Annotated in this window: 19 protein-coding genes; 12 read left to right on the top strand and 7 right to left on the bottom strand. The window is 68.2% G+C overall.

Annotated elements, in window-relative coordinates:
• Positions 1-29: 29 nt before the first annotated feature.
• Entirely contained in the window at positions 30-182 is a 153-nt protein-coding gene (locus LI336_RS05030; RefSeq protein ID WP_227131553.1) for a hypothetical protein, read from the bottom strand.
• A 110-nt stretch (positions 183-292) separates the two neighbouring features.
• Between LI336_RS05030 and LI336_RS05035 the strand changes: the two genes are divergently transcribed.
• The 5 genes from LI336_RS05035 to LI336_RS05055 all read left to right on the top strand — a co-directional run bounded on the left by LI336_RS05035 (position 293) and on the right by LI336_RS05055 (position 6,730).
• Positions 293-2,269, top strand: a complete 1,977-nt coding sequence (locus LI336_RS05035) for a glycoside hydrolase family 2 protein (protein ID WP_227131554.1) — start codon at positions 293-295, stop codon at positions 2,267-2,269.
• A gap of 251 nt (positions 2,270-2,520) precedes the next feature.
• Positions 2,521-3,411, top strand: coding sequence for a coiled-coil protein (locus LI336_RS05040; protein WP_227131555.1), 891 nt, complete (start codon positions 2,521-2,523; stop codon positions 3,409-3,411).
• 130 nt (positions 3,412-3,541) lie between these two features.
• A complete protein-coding gene (gene sppA, locus LI336_RS05045; RefSeq protein WP_227131556.1) occupies positions 3,542-4,531 on the top strand; it encodes a signal peptide peptidase SppA in 990 nt (329 codons plus the stop codon).
• Positions 4,532-4,758: 227 nt separating this feature from the next.
• Complete coding sequence (locus LI336_RS05050; RefSeq protein WP_227131557.1) at positions 4,759-5,931, top strand: DUF373 family protein; 1,173 nt, start codon at positions 4,759-4,761, stop codon at positions 5,929-5,931.
• A gap of 76 nt (positions 5,932-6,007) precedes the next feature.
• Positions 6,008-6,730 carry a diphthine--ammonia ligase gene (locus LI336_RS05055; RefSeq protein WP_227131558.1) on the top strand — a complete coding sequence of 241 codons (723 nt, stop codon included), beginning with the start codon at positions 6,008-6,010 and terminating at the stop codon, positions 6,728-6,730.
• Between the two features lie 98 nt (positions 6,731-6,828).
• Here LI336_RS05055 and LI336_RS05060 read toward each other — a convergent pair whose 3' ends face one another.
• Positions 6,829-7,797, bottom strand: a complete 969-nt coding sequence (locus LI336_RS05060; RefSeq protein ID WP_227131559.1) for a nucleotidyltransferase family protein — start codon at positions 7,795-7,797, stop codon at positions 6,829-6,831.
• Positions 7,798-8,012: 215 nt separating this feature from the next.
• Between LI336_RS05060 and LI336_RS05065 the strand changes: the two genes are divergently transcribed.
• Together LI336_RS05065 and LI336_RS05070 are read left to right on the top strand one after the other, a co-directional pair.
• Positions 8,013-8,318 (top strand): transcriptional regulator, encoded by a 306-nt coding sequence (locus LI336_RS05065; protein WP_227131560.1) that lies wholly within the window; start codon positions 8,013-8,015, stop codon positions 8,316-8,318.
• Positions 8,319-8,399: 81 nt separating this feature from the next.
• Positions 8,400-8,816: a Rieske (2Fe-2S) protein gene (locus LI336_RS05070; protein ID WP_227131561.1), complete on the top strand. Its 417-nt coding sequence runs from the start codon at positions 8,400-8,402 to the stop codon at positions 8,814-8,816.
• Positions 8,817-8,838: 22 nt separating this feature from the next.
• On the opposite strand, the gene LI336_RS05075 is transcribed toward LI336_RS05070, so the two are convergent.
• On the bottom strand, positions 8,839-9,282 hold the full coding sequence (locus tag LI336_RS05075) for a UPF0146 family protein (protein WP_227131562.1): 444 nt from the start codon (positions 9,280-9,282) through the stop codon (positions 8,839-8,841).
• Between the two features lie 39 nt (positions 9,283-9,321).
• Between LI336_RS05075 and LI336_RS05080 the strand changes: the two genes are divergently transcribed.
• A complete protein-coding gene (locus LI336_RS05080; RefSeq protein ID WP_227131563.1) occupies positions 9,322-9,843 on the top strand; it encodes an archaemetzincin family Zn-dependent metalloprotease in 522 nt (173 codons plus the stop codon).
• Between the two features lies 1 nt (position 9,844).
• Entirely contained in the window at positions 9,845-10,525 is a 681-nt protein-coding gene (locus LI336_RS05085; protein ID WP_227131564.1) for a hypothetical protein, read from the top strand.
• Positions 10,526-10,598: 73 nt separating this feature from the next.
• Here LI336_RS05085 and LI336_RS05090 read toward each other — a convergent pair whose 3' ends face one another.
• Both LI336_RS05090 and LI336_RS05095 read right to left on the bottom strand, forming a co-directional pair.
• Complete coding sequence (locus tag LI336_RS05090; RefSeq protein ID WP_227131565.1) at positions 10,599-12,413, bottom strand: ribosome biogenesis/translation initiation ATPase RLI; 1,815 nt, start codon at positions 12,411-12,413, stop codon at positions 10,599-10,601.
• A 1-nt stretch (position 12,414) separates the two neighbouring features.
• Entirely contained in the window at positions 12,415-12,798 is a 384-nt protein-coding gene (locus tag LI336_RS05095; protein ID WP_227131566.1) for an EMC6-like membrane protein, read from the bottom strand.
• 161 nt (positions 12,799-12,959) lie between these two features.
• Between LI336_RS05095 and LI336_RS05100 the strand changes: the two genes are divergently transcribed.
• Positions 12,960-13,247: a winged helix-turn-helix domain-containing protein gene (locus tag LI336_RS05100; RefSeq protein WP_227131567.1), complete on the top strand. Its 288-nt coding sequence runs from the start codon at positions 12,960-12,962 to the stop codon at positions 13,245-13,247.
• Positions 13,248-13,443: 196 nt separating this feature from the next.
• Complete coding sequence (locus LI336_RS05105) at positions 13,444-14,154, top strand: hypothetical protein (RefSeq protein ID WP_227131568.1); 711 nt, start codon at positions 13,444-13,446, stop codon at positions 14,152-14,154.
• A 27-nt stretch (positions 14,155-14,181) separates the two neighbouring features.
• On the opposite strand, the gene LI336_RS05110 is transcribed toward LI336_RS05105, so the two are convergent.
• Positions 14,182-16,053, bottom strand: coding sequence for a PINc/VapC family ATPase (locus tag LI336_RS05110; protein WP_227131569.1), 1,872 nt, complete (start codon positions 16,051-16,053; stop codon positions 14,182-14,184).
• Between the two features lie 115 nt (positions 16,054-16,168).
• Here LI336_RS05110 and LI336_RS05115 point away from each other — a divergent pair, with 115 nt between their 5' ends.
• Positions 16,169-17,800: a globin-coupled sensor protein gene (locus LI336_RS05115; RefSeq protein ID WP_227131570.1), complete on the top strand. Its 1,632-nt coding sequence runs from the start codon at positions 16,169-16,171 to the stop codon at positions 17,798-17,800.
• Between the two features lie 33 nt (positions 17,801-17,833).
• On the opposite strand, the gene LI336_RS05120 is transcribed toward LI336_RS05115, so the two are convergent.
• On the bottom strand, positions 17,834-18,820 hold the full coding sequence (locus LI336_RS05120; RefSeq protein ID WP_227131571.1) for a DUF368 domain-containing protein: 987 nt from the start codon (positions 18,818-18,820) through the stop codon (positions 17,834-17,836).
• Positions 18,821-18,828: the final 8 nt, after the last annotated feature.

Here is an 18,828-nt window from a genome sequence, read left to right on the forward strand (position 1 = left end):
CGCCCGCGGACCGCGGTCGCCAGCGGTCGCTAGCGCCCGCGGACCACGGTCACGGTCACGGCGCCGCACTCGCACTCGTAGAGGCGGCGTTCGCCGTCACCGAGGTCCATCGCCAGCCCGAACGCGGCGTCGTCCAGGTCGGCGTCACAGCCCTCGCACGTCGCGGTCAGTTCTTCCAGCATGGAATCGGATAGGCGCCACACCCACTTGACGGTGAGCCGTACGCGGAGTGAAAGTGAAACGGGTGAATGGACACAACGCCTATGGGTTCGGGCCGCGCCACTTTCACCGAATGGGTGGTCAGTGGCACGCTGGTGCGGTGGAGGACGACGCCGGAGCGGGGCCGCCGTCGGTCGCGTCCTGGGAGCCCGTGACCGTTCCCGGTCGACCGACGCGGTTCGCCGGCGCTGACGCGGTCGCGTACCGCAAGCGCTTCCCGGACCCGCGTCGCGCGGCCAGCCAGCGCGTGGTCCTCGACTGCCGTGGCCTGTACGGCGACGCGACCGTGTACCTGAACGGCGACGTCGTCGGCACGCACGACACGTACTTCGCCCCCGCCCGCTTCGAGTTCGAGCCCGGCGAGGAGAACGAGCTCGTCGTCGTCTGTCGACGCCCGACCGACGGGTACGCTGGCGCGTACGCGTCCGACGTCGTTCCCGACGAGCTCTCCGTCCCGGGCATCTGGTGGGGCGTCCACCTTCGGCTGCGGCCGCGAGCGTACCTCGCGGACCTCGCGGTGAACGCGCGCCGTCCCGACGACGACCGTGGCGTCGTCGACGTCGCCGTCACCGTCGACGCCGGGGAACGCGTCGACGACACCGTCACGGTGTCCGTCCGCCCCGAGAACTTCCGCGGGAGCGGCGGCTCCATGGAACGCGTTCCCGTCGAAGCGGACGCGGGCGAGCGCGTGACCGTCACGCACTCCGTCGACGTCCGGGACCCGGCGTCGTGGTGGCCCGCGGACCGCGGCGACCCGAACCGCTACACGGTCCGGGCGCGCTTCGCCGACCACGAACGCACCGTCTCGACGGGGTTCCGGACCGTCGCGTACGACCGCGACGACGGCCTGCGCGTGAACGGCGAACGCGTCCGCGCTCGCGGCGTGAACGTCCTCCCGACGACGGAACCGGAAGCGGACCTGGAGCGAGCGCGCGACCTGAACGCCACGCTCGTCCGCGTGCACGGTCACGTCCTCCCGTCGTCGTTCTACGACGCCGCCGACGACGCCGGCGTGTTCGTCGCGCAGGACCTCCCGCTGTCCGGGCCCGACCCCGACGGCGGCCGGTCCGTGGAGCGAGGGCGGACGCTCGCCCGTCGACTCGCCGCTCACGTCGACCACCACCCGAGCGTCGCGTGCTACGGCGTCCACGGCGACCCCGTGGAGCCGTTCACTGAACGCGTCGGGACGGGCCGCACGAGCCGGTACCGGATCCGGACGCGAGCCGCGCGAACGACCGTCGACCGCGAGCTCGCCGACGCCGTCGCCAGCGCGCTCCCGCCGGACGCCGTCACGTTCCCCGTCTGCGGGCCACTCGGTGCCCAGCCAGACGCCGCCCACCTCTACCCCGGCTGGCGGTACGGGCGCGCCGCCGACGTCGACTGGCTCACCGACACCTACCCCGAAGCCGCACGGGTCGTCACCGAGTTCGGCGCCGGGTCGCTCACCGCCGCGGGCGGCGGCACGGTCGCACCAGTCGACCTGGATAAGGACGTCCACGACGCCGTGCTCTCGGACGCCGACGCCGGCACCTGGGGCGACCGGACCGCGGGCGACGGCGGCGCGAGCGACGACGCCGCGAGCGACGGCGGTGGAGTCGTCGCCGGGAACGACGTCGTCGCTCGCTCCCAGGGCACGCAGGCGCGTATCCTCTCGCGGGTCGCGAGCGGGTTCCGCCGGCACGGGAGCGACGTCCTCGCGGCGTTCTGCCTCCGGGACGTCGACGCCGGCGGCGGGATGGGCGTGTACGCGGTCGACGGCAGCGAGAAACCCGCCGCGAGCGCACTCGGCGACGCACTCGCACCCGTCCAGGCGTTCCTCGCCGCCGACCCACCCGGCGCCGTCCCGGTCGCGCTCGTGAACGACGCCCCCGCAGCAGTCTCGGGAACCGTCACCGTCACCACGGACGACGTCGACGCCGCGTTCCAGGTGGAGGCACCGGCGCTCGGAACCGCCACCGCGGGCACCGTCTCGATCCCCGCTACCGCCGACGTCGTCGACCTCGCGTTCGAGACGTCGGCCGGCGAGGTCACCCGAAGGGTGTATTTATAAACACGAACCCCAGGTATGCGAACCGTTCACGCCCGTCGTGGGGGCGCCCTCGTCCGATTTCGCCGACTCAGAGGACCGGCAGATTTAAATTACATGATGCGGTATGTACTGGTACCAGAACGCCGCCGGGTGTTCCGGTAGCATCGCTCGCAGACCAGAATGACACGGAATCTTATCGCAGTCGCGTCAACCCAGGTCTCGAGCACACGCTATCCCCCCGGCGCGGGACGGAATAGAGGGTTGACTAACCCATGGTAGATTCGATAGACACATCCAAGAACGTAGAGCTTACCGAGGACGACCTCGAGAACAAGAGCAAGGGCCAGCTCATCAAACTCGCCGGCCAGCTGCGAGACCGACGGAACGATCTCAACCAGATGGCGAGCGAGCGCGCGTCCTCCCGCGACGACCTGAACGCGAAGACGCGCGAGAAGGTCGACGAAGCCCAAGAGCACCGCGAGAAGCGCGACGAACTCAACGAGCTCGTCCAGGAGCACAAGGAGAAGCGCAACGACCTCAACGCGGACGCCAACGAGCTGTTCGACAAGGTCGAGCGGATGAAGTCCGACATGGACCTCGACGACGGCAAGGATCTCGAGAAGCTCGAGTCCGAGATCGAGGACCTTGAGTTCAAGCAGCAGACCGAAGTGCTCTCCAGCGAGGAAGAGAAGGAGCTCATCGAGAAGATCGAGTCCAAGCGCGAGGAGTACGCCGAGCGCCAGGAGAAGATGGGCGACAACGAGGACCTCGACGAGCTCGTCGAAGAAGCGGAGGAGGTTCGCTCCGAGGCCTCAAAGCACCACCAGAAGGTGACGGAGCTCGCCGACAACGCCCAAGAGCACCACAACCAGATGATCGAGGCCTACCGTGAAGCCGACGACATCCGCGACGAGGCCGACGAGATGCACGAGAAGTTCGTGCAGGCCCAGGAAGCCGCGGACCGTCACCACGAGGACTTCGTGCGCGTCCAGAAGCGCCTGCGCGAGCTGGACAAGCAGGAGGAGGAAGAGGAGCAGGCCGAGCGCGAGAAGAAGAAGGAAGAGGTTCAGGAGGAAGCCGAGGAGATCTACGAGCGCTTCAAGGACGGCGAGACGCTCGACACCGAGGACCTCATGAAGCTGCAGAAGGCCGGACGCCTCTAAGCGCGGTTCTCTATCCCGTTCTGTTTCAGTCGACGACGACGAGCGACCGCGTCGCCGACGTCGGTGCCCCGGTGGCAAGAGACGCGGGTGACGGCGGTCGTTTTTTGCGTGGTCGTTCGTAGGGTAGGGTATGGTAGACGCACGTGGACTCGCTCGGTTCGGTATCGTGTTGGTGGCGGCGGCCGTCGGCGTGGTGGCTGGCTGGTTCCTGTTCGTCGAATGGGGCCCGGAGCCGCTCCGGGTCGTGCTCTTGCTCGCGACCGCTGGCATCGTCGTCTACATCGGCGGGAACGTCGCGGGAAGCCTCCTCCCGTCGTACAACGTCGCGGAGGTCGAGGTGAAGGGCCCGATTACGCGCGACGGCGGCGGTGGTCGACTCCCGTCCTCGCCGACGTCACCCGGCGCCGACGACATCGTCGACCAGATCGAGCGCGCTGACGCGGATTCGAACGTGGACGCACTCCTCGTGAAACTCAACACGCCCGGTGGCGCGGTCGTCCCGAGCGACGACATCCGGACCGCCGCACAGGCGTTCGACGGCCCCACGGTCGCGTACACGAACGACGTGTGCGCGAGCGGCGGGTACTGGATCGCGTCCGGCTGCGACGAACTCTGGGCGCGGGAATCCAGTATCGTCGGCAGCATCGGCGTCATCATGGCGCAACCGAACGCGACCGCGCTCGCCGAGAAGGTCGGCGTCGACGTCGAGTACCTGACCGCCGGCGAATTCAAGGACGCCGGCCGCCCGTTCACCGAGTTCACCGACGACGCACGCGACTACTACCAGTCACTCATCGACGACCAGTACGACTCGTTCGTCGACCGCGTCGCCGACGGCCGCGACCTCGACCCCGATACCATCCGCGACACCGAAGCCCGCGTCTTCCTCGGCGCCGACGCCAACGAACGCGGGTTCGTCGACCACCTCGGCGACCGCAGCGACGTCGAAGAAGCACTCGAGAGCGAACTCCTCGAACCCGTCACCGTCCGCGAGTTCACCCCACAACGCGGCCTCGGCGACCGCCTCCGCGGCGGCACCGCCACCGTCGCCTACGCCGCCGGCGCCGGCCTCGCCAGCGTCCTCAACGACGACGACACCATCGAACTCCAACTCCGCTAACCCACAGCAACCGACGACACAACCCACCGAAACGGCGTCCTCGCGGACGCCGTACGCTCGTTGTGTCGATTCGCTGGAAACGGCGTCCTGGCGGACGCCGTATGCTCCAAGAGTCAGTCCACTCTCTCCACGCACCGCAACACAGAAACGGCGTCCTGGCGGACGCCGTATGCTCCAAGAGTCAGTCCACGGCAGATTTATACGGCCACTCCTGTTCGATTACGGCAGTGGCTACGCTGGTCGTGTGCGTCGACCGCGCGGACGACATCGGCCGGAAGACCGGGCTGGAGACGCCGGTCGTCGGCTGGGAGGCCGTGCGGTCGCTCGTGACGGACGTCGGACTCGCGGACCCGGAGGATTCGAGCGTGAACTCGCTCCTGGAGACGCTCCGGGTGGCTCGCGACCTCCGCGACGACGACGAGGAGGCGGTCGTCGCGGTCGTGTCGGGAGCGAGCGACAGCGTCGTCGGCGCGGACCGCGCCGTCGCCCTCCAGCTCGACGACCTCATCGCCGAGTACGACCTGGACCGCGCGGTCGTCGTCATCGATAGCGCCGAGGACGAACGTCTCGTGCCCGTCGTCGAGAGCCGGTTGAACGTCGACAGCGTCGACCGCGTCGTCGTCCGCCAAGCACGCGACATCGAGTCGACGTACTACCTCCTCAAGCAGTTCCTCGCCGACGAGGAACTCCGGCAGACCATCCTCGTCCCCGTCGGGCTCGCGTTCGTCGCGTTCCCCGCACTCGCGCTCATGTACAGTCCCGCGATCGGTGCGGCAACCATCACCGCCGTCATCGGGATGTTCCTCCTCTACAAGGGCTTCAGTATCGACGACGTCCTCACCGACGCCGCCAGCCAGACGCGAGATGCCCTGTACTCGGGGAACGTCTCCGTCGTCACGTACGTCGTCGCCGTCGGCCTGACGTTCGTCGGCATCTTCGTCGGCGCGCTCGCCGCCTCCGAGTTACGGAACGTCGAAGGCGTCGTCGTCCCAGCGATGCGGTTCGCGTACGAAGCCGTCCCGTGGCTGACGACCGCCGGCGTCACCGCGAGCATCGGCCGCATCCTCGACGAAGCCCTCACCGACGACCGCACGCTCTCCTCGTCGAGCCTGAACATCCCGTTCGTGCTCACGTCCGTCGCGCTCGTCGTCCGCGGATTCAGCGGGTACTTCCTCGAACGCGCCGGTATCTTCGAGAACTTCGAGGTCGGCCCGCTGAAACTCGGCGCGCTCACCGTCGAATCGTTCACGCTCGGCACCGGCGAACGCCTCGCCGCGTTCGTCGTCGCCGCCGTCCTCCTCGCCATCGCCGGCGTCCAGGTCGCCGCGTTCCTCACCGAACCGACCATCGACGACGACGGGATGGACGAGGACGGCGACGAACTCGAGACCGGCTCCTAGCCCGCCGCGAGCGAAGCGAGCGACGGCGGTCCGCGGAACCGCGGGAGGTTTGTGCACGGCCACCCACCGTCTCAGTATGACAGCCGACGGCTCGTGGGTGAGCTTGTTCTCGGGCGGGAAGGACTCCTCGTGGGCGCTCTACCAGGCGCTCGAACGCGACCTCGACGTCGCACGCCTCGTGACCGTCCACCCCGAGAACGACTCCTACATGTACCACGTTCCGGCAACGCACCTCACCGGGCTCGCCGCGGAGAGCATCGGTATCGAACTCGTGGACGTCCACCCCGCGGACTTCGAAGCCGAGACCGCGACCGACTCCGGCGCACAGGGCGACGCGGAACTCGAACCGCTCGAAGCAGCGCTCGAAGCACTCGACGCATCCCTCCCCGGCGGTATCGCGGGCGTCACCGCGGGCGCCGTCGAGAGCGAGTACCAGACGAGCCGCATCGAAGCGATGTGCGAACGCCTCGACTGCGAGCTCTTCGCACCCCTCTGGCAGGAGGACCCCCGCGAGCTCGCTGACGCCATGCTCGACGCCGGCTTCGAGATACGCATCCTCCAGGTCGCCGCCGACGGCCTCGACGAATCCTGGCTCGGCCGCACCCTCGACCACGACGCACTCGACGACCTCGAAGCACTCCACGACGAGTACGGCGTCCACATCCTCGGCGAAGGCGGCGAGTTCGAGACGTTCGTCGTCGACGGCCCACACATGAACAACCGCATCGACCTCGAATACGACACCGTCTGGGAAGGCACACGCGGCCACATCGAGATAACGAACGCCGAACTAGAGTGAATCAGACAGCAGCAATCGCGGCCTGACGGCCGCCGTATGCTGGTGGAATCAGACAACGAAACGGCGGCCTGGCGGCCGCCGTATGCTCGTGGAGTCGGTTACTCTCCGTTCGAAATCTGGGTGTGTGCACCGATGAGTGCGCCGGCGAGGTCGAGGTCGTCGAGGCGCGTGTGCTCGTCGATGATGGAGTTCCGGAGGTCGCACGCGGTGATGGTGGCGTCCGAGAAGACGATGGAGTGATCGAGGTGGCTGTCGGTGACGGTCGCGTCCCCCATGACGTGGACGTTCTCGCCGAGCGTCGTGTTCTTCAGCGTCGCCGTCTCCGAGATGTGGTTGTCGCCGTTCAGGTGCCAGGCGACCGCTTCGAGGTACGATTCGGGCGTGCCGATGTCGAACCACGCGCCGTCGAACGTGAACGCGTACGTGTCCTCGCGAGCCTGCAGCCACTGCACGAACCAGCCGGGTTCGTCGGGGTTGTTGTCCCCGGACAGGTACGTCTCCAGGAGACCGACGGTCTCCGCGGTGAACGCGTAGCACGCGATGGAGACGAGCGTGCTGTTCGGGTCCTCGGGTTTCTCCTGGAAGTCGACGACGCGGTCGCCGTCGAGTTCGACGAGTCCGTAGGACTTCGCGCGTTCCTTCGACCCGACGTCGTACGCGGCGAGCGACGGTGCGTCCTTCGCCTCGAAGAAGTCGATGAACTCGGAGATGTCGAAACTGATGAGATTGTCGCCGGCGACGACGACGAGGTCGTCGTCGACGCCTTCACGTTCGACGAGCTGGGCGAGCGCGCCGATGACGCCGAACTTCTCGTCCTCCCCGGTCGTATCTTCGACGGAGAGCTTCGGTTTCTCGAAGTCGGTCTCGGCGAGATAGGTCTCGAAGTCGCCCGCGAACCGCTCGTTCGTGGAGACGTAGACGTCCGTGATGCGGTCGTCCTCCTCGAGTTCCGCGAAGATCTGGTCGATGACGGTCGAGTCACCGACCGGGAGGAACATCTTCGGTCGGTGCTTCGTGATCGGCCACATGCGCGTGGCGTAGCCGCCAGCGAGCACGACTGCTTGCATACCCCCGAGTTCTCCGTCCCCTTTCAAGACCTTTGTCCTTCGGTGGAACGCGTTCCGGTGATACACCTGATGAACGGCGCTTTCAGGCGGGCCAGACGCGGAGCGCGTCGGTCGTGGTCGCGTCGGCGCTGGTGGCGCCCTCGTGGCGTCGGAGCCTACCGGAGCGTCGCTCGGGCGCAACAAGACGTTTATCGCTCGACCGCGAACTCGCTGGTATGCGCGAGGCCGAGGCGACCACGCGGCAGCGCATGACCGACCGACTCCGCGACGACCCTGCCACGCCGAGTGCGCTGGCGACGGAGTTCGAAGTGACAGCCGGCGCCGCCCTCCGGCACGTCGAGCACATCTCGCAGACAGTAGCCGGGAGTGACGACGACGAGCAGTTACTCGTCGCTCCACCCGAGTGCGTCGAGTGCGGGTTCAGTGACTTCGACGACCTGCTCAACCGACCGTCTCGCTGCCCGGAATGCAAGCACGAGGGCATCGAGGAGCCAGCGTTCGTCATCGATTCGAGCACCTGACACGGGTCGGGCTTGCGCGTCCCTGGGGCGAGTGGCGTCGACCGTAAGCCCGATACCGGCGCACTCCCCTACCTCCGGGCGATGACAGAGGGGACGCGGGTGGCGAGCGTCGAGGAGGTTCCCGTCGCGTCCACGCACCTGTTCAGGGTGCGTGACGCGGACGGCGAGGTCGACGAGGCGATGCTCACGAAGCTGAGCGACGGCGTCGTCGCGTACCTGAACCGCTGCATGCACTTCCGGCACATCCGTATCGACAAGGGCGACGGCGCGCCGATGCGGGACGGCGAACTCGTCTGTCAGAACCACGCCGCGATGTTCGAAGCGGACTCGGGCGTCTGCACGTACGGCCCCTGCGAGGGCGCGGTCCTCGACGAGATCGGTATCGCGGAACGCGACGGCGACGTCTACCTCGTCGACGACGCCTACGAGTACGTCGGCGACGGCCCCGTCGACGCGACGGGCGACGCGAGCACGTCGGAGTCGAACGTCGAATGGTGAGCGCCCGCAGTACGCTGAGACCCTAGCCTCGGGGACGCCCTCTCGGTCGTGCGTTGACGACGTAGAGCGTCTCGCGAACGCCGGGAAGTTGCTCGGGCGTCGCGGGAACGACGACCGGGTCCGCGCCGAGCGTCGTGAACGCCGCGTCAGCGCCTGCTGCACGGGCGACGTCGACGAGCGGGCGCTGCAGTTCCGGCGGACAGTTCAGCGCGTACACGACGTCCGCGTCGGCGTACACTCCCGGGTCGGGGTCGGTGACGTCGTCGCGGACGAACGCGACGTCCTCGGGGAACGACGCGTCCGCGACGCGCTGCGGTTCCGCGACGTCCGTCGCCGTCACCGTCGCCCCGCGTTCGGCGAGCGCGGCCGCGACCGCCGGTCGCTCGCCGACCCCGACCTCCACGACCACGTCGTACGATTCGAGGCGGTCCGCGAGCGCCTCGACGACTGCCTCTCGTGTTCCCACGCCGGGATGTTTATACGTAGAGGTATCTAACGGTAGCGCATGCTCGTCGACATCGTCCCTGTCGGGGAGGTGCCGGCGCACGTCAAGCGCGCCGCCTCCGAGGGACTCAGGTCGGTCTATGGCTGCGATGTGAGCGTCCACGAACCCCAGCCATCACCGAAGGAAGCCTACGACACGCAGCGCAAACAGTACGCCGCCGAGGAGTTCATCCAGCTCGCCGAACGCGAAGGCTCGGGCGACAAGAACATCGCGATCACCGCCGAGGACCTCTTCTATCGCCGGCGGAACTACGTGTTCGGGCTCGCGTACCTCGACGGGAGCGGGAGCGTCGTCTCCACGTACCGCTTGCAGACGTCGAGCGACGGCGGCATCGCGGAGACCGACGACGGCGACGTCTTCCAGCACCGCATCCGGAAGGAGATCGTGCACGAGATCGGGCACACGATGGGGCTCGAGCACTGCGACAACAAACGCTGCGTCATGAACTTCTCGCCGACCGTTCGCGAGGTCGACGTGAAGGAGGAGACGCTCTGCGGGACGTGCCAGCGACAAGTCCTCTGAGATGGCGTTGCCCGCTGGCTGGCATCGAGAGTACGAGGGGCGACACGGTGCGGAGTACTTCTACGACCGACGGAACCTCACGGTGAGCGTGCTCCCGCGGTACGAGCGCGCGTACGGGCGAGCGAGCCAGAAGGAGCCCGTGGCGTACGTGGTGCGCGTGCATCGCATCCTCGACCCGGAGCCGTCGGTACCGATGACGCTCGGTGAACGGGAGACGTTCGCGGCCGCGAAGGAACTCGCGCGGCGGTACATGCGCCGAGTCGACACGCGGAGTCTGCGTGCGGCGAACGAGGACGCGTTCGCGGCGTTCACGGACGTCGCGAGCTACGACGACGACGTGCTCGTCGACCTCTGTCGGTCGCTCGCCCGGTCACCGATCGATGCGGTCGTGCACGTCGACGACGGACGGGTCACGGTCGCGCACGCGTCGAACGAGTCGCCGGCAGCGGTCCGCGATCGCCTCACGGCGCGCACCCGCCAGTTCAGCGAGTTCACCGACCCCGGCGATAGCGCGTGGTACCTCGCTCGTGCGACGACGGACCTGGTGTGGGTACCGCGTGGTGGCGCGGACGGCACGCTCGTCGAGTTCGCGGACGCACACGACGACGTCGGGGCGTTCCTCGACGAGGTCGGGTCGTTCGTTCGTCGACGCGACGTCGAGGACGACGCTCAACAGGCGTGACGCGAGCGAGGAGTCAAGTCGAGCAGCGTGACGCGAGCGATGCGTTCGATTCGAGAAGAGTGACGCGAGCGAGCTAGTTCGCGTAGTAGTACTCGCCGTCCTTGCGCTGCTGTTTGTCGAGTTGACTCCCGGGTTTGTTGACGCGCGGCCGCTTCGTGCGTTCGTCGCGCCGGAACGTCACGCCGAGGTTCGAGAGGAACTCGTTCATCCCCGACCGCATCTCCTGGGGTGGCGTCGCGTGCCCGTGCTTCGCGGGTTCGCCCTCGAACACCTGCAGGCGGTCCGCGAGCAGGTCGATCATGTAGATGTCGTGGTCGATGACCATCACGGTCGCGTCCTGGCGTTCGGCGTACCGGCGGATGGCCCGGGTCGCCTGCACGCGCTGTTCGACGTCCAGGTGCGCCGACGGTTCGTCGAGCAGGTAGAGGTCCGCGTTCTCCGAGAGGCACGCGGCGATCGCGACGCGCTGGCGTTCCCCACCGGAGAGGTCCTCGAGGTTCTGCTCCATGATGCGGTTCAGCTGGAGGGGCTGCGCGATCTCGGTGTTCCAGTAGCTCGACCCGAACTGGTCGGTGATCGACTGGAGGAACACGTCGACGCGCATCGGCTGCGCGATGTCGATGTACTGGGGCTTGTAGGAGATGTCGAGGTCCACGTCGACGTCGCCGTTCGTCGGTTCGAGGTTCCCGGCGAGCAGCTTCGCGAACGTCGACTTCCCGATGCCGTTCGGGCCGACGATACCGAGCACTTCGTTCTCGCGGATGGCACCGCCGTCGACGGAGAGACTGAACTCGCCGTCGCCGTAGCTCATCTCCATGTCGGGATACTCCGCGAGCACCTGGCCCTTCTCGACCGGTCGCGGCGCGTGCTCCTCGAACTTGATGGCGTTCGGGCGAACGCGCATGTTCTCGTTCTCGAGGTAGCCCTTCAGGTACTCGTTGATGCCGTTCCGGACGCTCTTGGGGTCCGTGACGACACCGTACGCGCCGGGTTCACCGTACGCGATGTTGAGGTTGTCCGCGAGCAGGTCGAGGATGGCGAGGTCGTGCTCGACGACGAGCATCGACTTCTCGCCCTCGTCCGCGAGTTCCCGGATGATGCGCGCCGCGGTGACGCGCTGCCCGATGTCGAGGTACGGCGTGATCTCGTCGAGGAAGTAGAAGTCCGCGTCGCGAGCGAGACACGCGATGATGGCGACGCGCTGGAGTTCGCCACCGGAGAGGCTGTCGATGGACTGGTCCATCACGGGGCCGATCTCCATGCGTTCGACGAGTTCGTCGAGGACGCCGCGTTCGTCGGTCGCTTCGAGGAGGTCGCGCGTCACGCCGTCGAACCGCCCCGGTATCTCGTCGACGTACTGTGGTTTGCGCGACACGCTGAGTTCGCCCTCGTCGAGCCGTTCGAGGTACGTCTGCTTCTTGGTACCGCGGTACTCGTCGAGCACTTCCTCGAACTCGGGCGGGTTCGCGTACTCGCCGAGGTTCGGCATCAGTTCGCCCGCGAGGATGCGGACGGCGGTCGTCTTCCCGATGCCGTTCGGGCCGAGGATACCCGTCACCTGCCCTCGCTGGGGCGTCGGCAGCCCGTACAGCGAGAACGCGTTCTCGCCGTACCGGTGCGCGGGATGCTCCTCGAGCTCGCTCGGGAGGTTGATGATCTCGATCGCGTCGAACGGACACTTCTCGACGCAGATACCGCACGTCTCCCCGAGACAGATCTCCTCGCTGATGCGGACCTGGTCGGGTTTCCCGTCCTCGGCGTCCTCGCCGCGGACGGTGATGCACTCCTTGCCCGTGCGGTTGGGCGGACAGAAGTTCTTGCACTCGTAGTTACAGCGGTCGGGCTGGCAGCGTTCCAGGTCCACGACCGCGATGCTGTCGTCGGCCATCTTAGGCGAACAGGCCGGTGAGTGCGTGCTTCGCTCCGGACGCGAGCGCCTCGCTGGCGGCCGCCGCGGCGTGTGCGTCGGAGGTGAGGATGACCGTCCACGTCACGAACCACATCGAGAACGTGATGAAGAGGATGAACAGGAAGTCCTTCGCGCCGAAGTCGTCCTTGTAGATGCCCAGGACCTGCTGGAGGATGGGCTGGACGACGACGGCGGCGAGGACGATGATCTGCGCCGTCTGGTCCTTCGAGGCTGCGGCGGCAGTCATGTCCTGCGTGAGGAACCACGACCCGAACGCGGCGGCGACGCCGAGGGCGGCGGCGATGCCGGTCCGGGTCACGGCGAGGACGTGTGCTTGTCGTTGGCTCTGCGTCTCAGTCGCCATACCGTTCCGTCCGGGACGTCGCCCCAAAAGCCGTTCGCTCTCCGTGCGCCCCAGCGGCCCGCTGTGGAGGCGACAGGGGGGCGTTCGTGGTGCGCTGGAACCGGCGATTCCCTCTGGTTCGGGTCAAGCTTTAAGAGCGATGGGCGTTTCGATTCGTAACGATGAGTGACTCAGGGGAGGACCTCGACGAGCTACCGCCGAGCGCGAAACTCGTCTACAAGGTACTCGAGTACGACGGCCCGCTCACCCAGAAACAGATAGTGGAGGAGTCGATGCTGTCGGCGCGCACCGTCCGGTACGCGCTGGAGCGACTGCAGGACATCGACCTCGTCAGTCAGGACGTCTACTTCGCGGACGCTCGACAGAGCCTCTACGAGTTGACGGGGGAACCCATCGCGGCGGACGGTGGGGAGAGCGATGGCGACGTCGAGACCTGCTGCGCGGAGTAACTGCTTCTCGCCCGGTTCGGTGTCGACCGTGATGCCGGCTGGCGTGCCTTCTGCGAGCTGTTCGGCCAGTCTGCGGAAGGAGCTGTTCGACCAGCCTGCGGAGTGACGCGTGCGGCGGCTGCGGTCGACCGCTCGCGGCCGACTCCCTCGGAGGCTAGCGCGTCCGTTTATGCACGCCCCGGGTATGTGGATTGGTATGTCGAGACGTCCGGGTGGTCCGTTCGTCGGTGTGCTCGCGGCGACTCTGGCGGCCGGTGGCGTCGCTGGCGCGGTCGCCGCCGCTGGCGGCCAGGTCCTCTTGTCGTCGAAGGCGGTGGCCGCCGGTGGGTTGACCGCTCTCGGAGCGGCAGCGGCGCTCGCGCTCGCGGTGGCGAGCGACCCGGACGTGGACGACCGACGCCCGGTTGGGGCGGGTGCAACTGGTCGACGCGTGGCTGCTGACGGTGCCGGTGACCCGGCCGACGCCGGGTCCAGGCACGGGAACGCACCAGGAGCGACGACGCCGCGGACGAACGCGGACGACGCGAGCGAACCACGAGTCGAGACGGCCGCCGACCGCGAGCCCGCCGACCGCGAGTCCGCCGAACGGGAGTCCGTCGGCGGCGACGTCGCGGTGTCCGAGTCGACCGAGTCGCAAACGCACGCAGCCGATCCGACGCCGTCGGACCGCGCGACGGCCGCGACGGCCGACGCCGCGCCGACGAAGGTGGGGCCGACCGACGCCACCGACTGGGCGTTCCGGGACGACGACGAATCCCGATCCGTCGGTGCGGCCGACAGCGATGACGAGCCAGAATCAGTCAGTGGGGCCGATAGCGAGAGCGACCCGACGGACGCGTTCGCGCCCGTCGAGGAGGCCGAGTGGGAGTTCGACCCCGAGCTGGCGGCGCCACGGGACGCAGAGTGAGGGCGGGCCGACGCCGCGGGCGAGCGCTCAGTCCGTGTGGACCGTTATCGGCGCCTTCCGGTCGATGGCGCGCTCCAGTTCCTCCGCGATGGCGCTCCCCCGGGAGACCTGGACCTCGCCGCCGCGACCGACCGTCGCCGTGAACAGGTACTCGTCCTCCGCGCGGACCTCGACGGTCTCGCCGACGTGGCCGTCGACGGGCACGACGATGTGCCGGCTCGTTATCTCCGGTTCGGTGAGTTGCCCCGTCGACGCACTACCACTCCCGCCGCTCGCACCGGTACTGCCGCCGCTCCCACCGGTCTCGTAGTGCGGGTTCTCGTCGTGCGTGCGGACGTCGATGTCGATACCCAGGCGGTTCTCGACGTCCTGGATGCGGCCGCCGCCCTTCCCGATGACGCTCGAGATGTCGTCGTCGTCGACGTACACGACCGCCGTGTTCTGGCCCTTCAACTGGACGCTGACGTGCCCGCGAGCGATGGAACGGATCTCGCGCTCGATTTCCTGTTTCGCGATGCGGTTCACGCCCGTCTCGCTCCCGCCGTCCTCCGCGTCGTCGAGCGGGACGGTGACGACCTGGCGGTTGAACGTGTAGATCTCGTACTTCGGTTCGCCGCTCTCGAACTCGTTGATCGTGATGACCGGCCGCGCCAGGTCCTCCTCGGTGAGGCCATGAGGGACCTTCACTTCGGTCTTCACGTCGTACACGGTGTCGACCTCGCCGGCTTCGATGTAGACGACGGTGTCGACGACCTGCGGGATCATCCCGAGTTCGACGCGGCCGACGAGGCGCTGGAGCGCGTCGATGGCCCGGGTCGCGTGGACGACGCCGAGCATCCCGACGCCCGCGAGCCGCATGTCCGCGAACACCTCGAAGTCGTCGGTCTTCCGGACCTCGTCGTAGATGGTGTAGTCCGGCCGCACCATCAGCAGCGAGTCGGCGGTGTTCGCCATCGACCCGTCGAGTTCCGTGTACTGCGTGATGTCCGCGTCGACCTGGAGGTCGCGTGGCTTCTCCATGGTCTTCACGGAGAAGTCGTGGTCGTTCAGGTAGTTCGCGACCGCTTGCGCGAACGTCGACTTCCCCGCGCCGGGGCTGCCGGAGATGAGGACGCCGCGCTGGCGTTCCAGGAGGCGGTCCTTGAGTTCGTCCGCGAACTCGTAGTCGTCGATGTCGGTGAGCGCGATCGGGCGGACCGCAGTTATCTCGATGCCGTCCGCGAACGGCGGGCGGGCGACCGCGATCCGGTAGTCGCGGAACTGGACGATGTCCATCCCGGTCTTCGAGAGTTCGAGGAACCCGTCGGACTCCTCCTTGGCGGCGTTGAGTATCTCGGTCGCGTACTCGTCCATCGTCGCCTCGTCGAGCGGGTCGTCGGCGATCTGGACGTAGTGCATGTCGCCGATCTCGCCGCGTTTGGCCTTCGGGACCGCGCCCGCCTTGAGGTGGACGCTCATCGTGTCGTCCGTGAAGTACGTCTCGACGTTGAGCGTGCCGAGTTCCTCGACCTCCGGGGAGACGACGTCGACGTCGATGCCCTTCGCCTTCGCGACCTCGCCCTGGACGACGTCGCTCGTCAGGAAGACGGCGTCGCGGTCCTCGGCGAGTTCGCGGATGAGTGCGTCTATCTCGCCTTCGCTCGCCGCGTCGATGGCGACGTCGTCGGGACGCTCGCCGATGTACGAGAGGTCGATGACGCCGTCGTCGGCGCGTTCGGCGAGTCGCTGCAGTTCCTCCAGGCCCGCCCAGCCGGTGTCGTGGCCGGCGTTCGCCTGCGCTTCGAGCTCGGCGACGACGGCCTCGGGCACCAGGATGGTGGCGCCGTCGTACGTGCCGTCGTCGATCTTCGCGGACACGCGGCCGTCGACGACCACGCTCGTGTCCGGGACTACGTTCATGCTCGACCCTACGGGCCTCGCCGTTTAAAAGGGTGGTCCGTTGGTGGCTGGCACGGATTCCAGCGCCCTGGGAACGAGCAGAGGACTCTCTTGGTTGCTCGAACTGGTGGCGTGCATGGACCCGTCGATGGAGTTCGGCCTGGGTGGGTTGAACCGGTTCGTCGAGGCTGACTCGCTCACCGACCAGATAGGGTTGGACGAAGGGGAGATCGCGTGGCGAAAGGAGTTCATCGGGTTCGACGCCGAGGACGAACGTCGGCTCGACGACCTCGAACCGCTCCTGCGAGAGAACCAGGAGGATATCGCGGAATCCTTCTACGACAACCTCACGCAGTACGAGCAGACCACGGCGATAATCGAGCGGTCGCCGAAGGGCGTCGAGGACCTCAAGCGCACGCAGAAGGCGTACCTGGTGTCGCTCGCGACCGGCGACTACGACGATGACTACTTCACGAACCGGGCGCGCATCGGGAAGCTCCACGAGATACTGGACATGCCCCTGAAGCAGTACGTCGGCCAGTACGGGCTCTACTACGACCTCATCCTGTCGCGGGTCGACGAGCGCGTGCAGGGGCAGGTCGTCGACGCGATAGAGGACTGGGTCGACGAGCGCGAGCAGGCCGAGGGTGGGCTTGAGCGCGTCGTCGGCGCGCTCCGCGGGTTCGGCGGTGGCGACGACGCCGCCGACGGACTCGACGAGTCCCTGGAGGCGACGGTTCGTGACGCCATCCACGACGGGATGCAGGACGTGCTCGCGGTGCTGCGCATCCTGAACCTCGACCTCCAGGTGGCCAGCGACACGTACGTCGACTCGTACAGCCGCCGGCTGGAGCGCGCCATCGACCGACAGCGCGCGCTCGCCACGGAGGTCGAGGAGGCAGTGCAGCCGCCCGTCGAGCAACTGGAGGCGTCGTCGTCGTCGGTCGCGGACAGCGCGACGACCATCCAGGCGCACACGGAGACGCAGGCCGATGGCGTCGCGGACGCGGCCGCGGACCTGGAGGAGGTGAGTGCGGCCGCGGAGGAGGTCGCGTCGGTCGCGGCGGACGTCCGGGAGACGAGCGAGCGCGCGACCGGCGTCGCCGAGGACGGCGTGGGCGCGGCGGCGAACGCGATGACGGCGCTCGAGGCGGTCTCGGATGCGACGGACCGCCTCAGCGAGGCCGCGGAGACCGTGGAGGCGCGCGCCGAGGACATCGAGGACGTCGTCGACCGCGTCGACAGCGTCGTCGACCGGACCGCGGTGCTCGCGACGAACGCGAAGGTGGAGGCCGAGCGCGAGCGCGGGAGCGGGCCGGTCGCGACCATCGCGTCCGAGCTGGAGACGTTCGTCTCCCAGACGCGCGGCGACCTCGCGGACGTCGAGGAGGCGGCGACGGCGGTCCGCGAGGAGGCGGCCGAGACCCGGGACGTGGTCGAGACGGCGAGCGAGCAGGTCGACGAGAGCCGCGCCCAGGTCGCGGCGGCGCTGGATTCGCTCGAGGACGTCGAGGGCGCGGTCGCGGAGTCGGCGTCGGGCATGCAGGAGGTCGCGGCGGCGGCCGACCAGCAGGCGCGGTCCGTGACGGCGGTGTCGGAGACGGTCGAGGACCTCGCGGACGCCGCGGACGCGGTCGCCGCGGAGGCGGCGTCGGTGGCGGCGGCGAGCGAGCAGCAGGCCGAGAGCGCGCGCCACGTCGCCTCGGCGGTCGAGAAGCTGTCGACGGACGCGGTCGGCGAGGAGGAGCGCGTCTACGAACGCGTCTGACCGCGCGTCGCGTCGGCGGCACGTCCGGGACCGTCAGCGGGCGTCGTCGACGGCGACGTCGACGTCCGCGCCGTCGTCGAGGTCGAGGTCGACGGCGTACCGGTCGAGCGCGAACAGGAGGACGGCACCGATGGCGGCGACGACCGCGAACTGGACGAGGACGTCGTTCGTCCACGCGAGGCCGTCGCGCGTCGACACCTCGTTGACGGGTGCGCGGAGTGCGCCGGCGACGAGCGCGACGAGGAACGCCATCGTCGTCTGGCGGTCGGCTTCGAGCGCGCGGTCGACGACCCGGGCGACGGTGAAGAGGCCGACGGCGGCACCGACGAGGAAGGCGGCGACGACCGTCCCGAGGTCGACGACCCGGGCGAGCGCGCCGCCGGTGACGAGCGCGAGCAGGGCGTCCGTGAACGTCGATAGCGTCTCCGTGAGGTACGTGTACTGGCCGAGGACGACGAGGATGAGTGCGCCCGAGATACCGGGGAGGATCATCGCGCTGATGGCGACGGTCCCGGCGACGAACGTGAGGAGGAGGCTCTGGCCGGCGAGCAGTTCGACGTTCCCGGAGAGCGCGAACGCGAGGACGAACCCGGCGGCTGCGGCCGTGGCGTGCCGGGTGGTGTCGAGACTGATCTGGCGGGAGAGGACGATGGCACTCGCGAGGATGAGCCCGAAGAAGAACCCGAAGAGTGCGACGGGATAGTTGACCTCGGCGAAGTGGACGACCCTGGAGACGACGACGAGCGCGCCGACGATGCCGACGCCGAGCGTCCCGAGGAACAGCGCGTCGGTCTCCTCGACGACCGCCCAGACGCCGCTCGCGTCGAGGGACACGGCGGCGCGGAGCGCGCGCACGCCGGCGTCGGGCGTCACGTTCGTGATGCCGTCGATGAGCCGGTCGTAGATGCCGGCCAGCAGCGCGATGGTGCCGCCGGAGACGCCGGGAACGGCGTCGGCGGTCCCCATGCAGAGGCCGATGAGGAGCACGCGGATGGAGAGTCCGTCTGCGTCGTCGGTCATTCGAGCAG

Origin of the sequence: Halorubellus salinus, from assembly GCF_020567525.1 — an archaeon.
GTDB lineage: Archaea > Halobacteriota > Halobacteria > Halobacteriales > Natrialbaceae > Halorubellus > Halorubellus salinus.

Bases quoted from the DNA above. Each gene is read 5' to 3' on its own strand.
- LI336_RS05065 (WP_227131560.1), top strand. From the start codon at position 8,013: ATGCGCGAGGCCGAGGCGACCACGCGGCAGCGCATGACCGACCGACTC.
- LI336_RS05110 (WP_227131569.1), bottom strand. From the start codon at position 16,053: ATGAACGTAGTCCCGGACACGAGCGTGGTCGTCGACGGCCGCGTGTCC.
- LI336_RS05030 (WP_227131553.1), bottom strand. From the start codon at position 182: ATGCTGGAAGAACTGACCGCGACGTGCGAGGGCTGTGACGCCGACCTG.
- LI336_RS05090 (WP_227131565.1), bottom strand. From the start codon at position 12,413: ATGGCCGACGACAGCATCGCGGTCGTGGACCTGGAACGCTGCCAGCCC.
- LI336_RS05080 (WP_227131563.1), top strand. From the start codon at position 9,322: ATGCTCGTCGACATCGTCCCTGTCGGGGAGGTGCCGGCGCACGTCAAG.
- LI336_RS05035 (WP_227131554.1), top strand. From the start codon at position 293: ATGGGTGGTCAGTGGCACGCTGGTGCGGTGGAGGACGACGCCGGAGCG.
- LI336_RS05100 (WP_227131567.1), top strand. From the start codon at position 12,960: ATGAGTGACTCAGGGGAGGACCTCGACGAGCTACCGCCGAGCGCGAAA.
- LI336_RS05085 (WP_227131564.1), top strand. From the start codon at position 9,845: ATGGCGTTGCCCGCTGGCTGGCATCGAGAGTACGAGGGGCGACACGGT.
- LI336_RS05040 (WP_227131555.1), top strand. From the start codon at position 2,521: ATGGTAGATTCGATAGACACATCCAAGAACGTAGAGCTTACCGAGGAC.
- sppA (WP_227131556.1), top strand. From the start codon at position 3,542: ATGGTAGACGCACGTGGACTCGCTCGGTTCGGTATCGTGTTGGTGGCG.
- LI336_RS05070 (WP_227131561.1), top strand. From the start codon at position 8,400: ATGACAGAGGGGACGCGGGTGGCGAGCGTCGAGGAGGTTCCCGTCGCG.
- LI336_RS05055 (WP_227131558.1), top strand. From the start codon at position 6,008: ATGACAGCCGACGGCTCGTGGGTGAGCTTGTTCTCGGGCGGGAAGGAC.
- LI336_RS05095 (WP_227131566.1), bottom strand. From the start codon at position 12,798: ATGGCGACTGAGACGCAGAGCCAACGACAAGCACACGTCCTCGCCGTG.
- LI336_RS05120 (WP_227131571.1), bottom strand. From the start codon at position 18,820: ATGACCGACGACGCAGACGGACTCTCCATCCGCGTGCTCCTCATCGGC.
- LI336_RS05115 (WP_227131570.1), top strand. From the start codon at position 16,169: ATGGACCCGTCGATGGAGTTCGGCCTGGGTGGGTTGAACCGGTTCGTC.
- LI336_RS05105 (WP_227131568.1), top strand. From the start codon at position 13,444: ATGTCGAGACGTCCGGGTGGTCCGTTCGTCGGTGTGCTCGCGGCGACT.
- LI336_RS05060 (WP_227131559.1), bottom strand. From the start codon at position 7,797: ATGCAAGCAGTCGTGCTCGCTGGCGGCTACGCCACGCGCATGTGGCCG.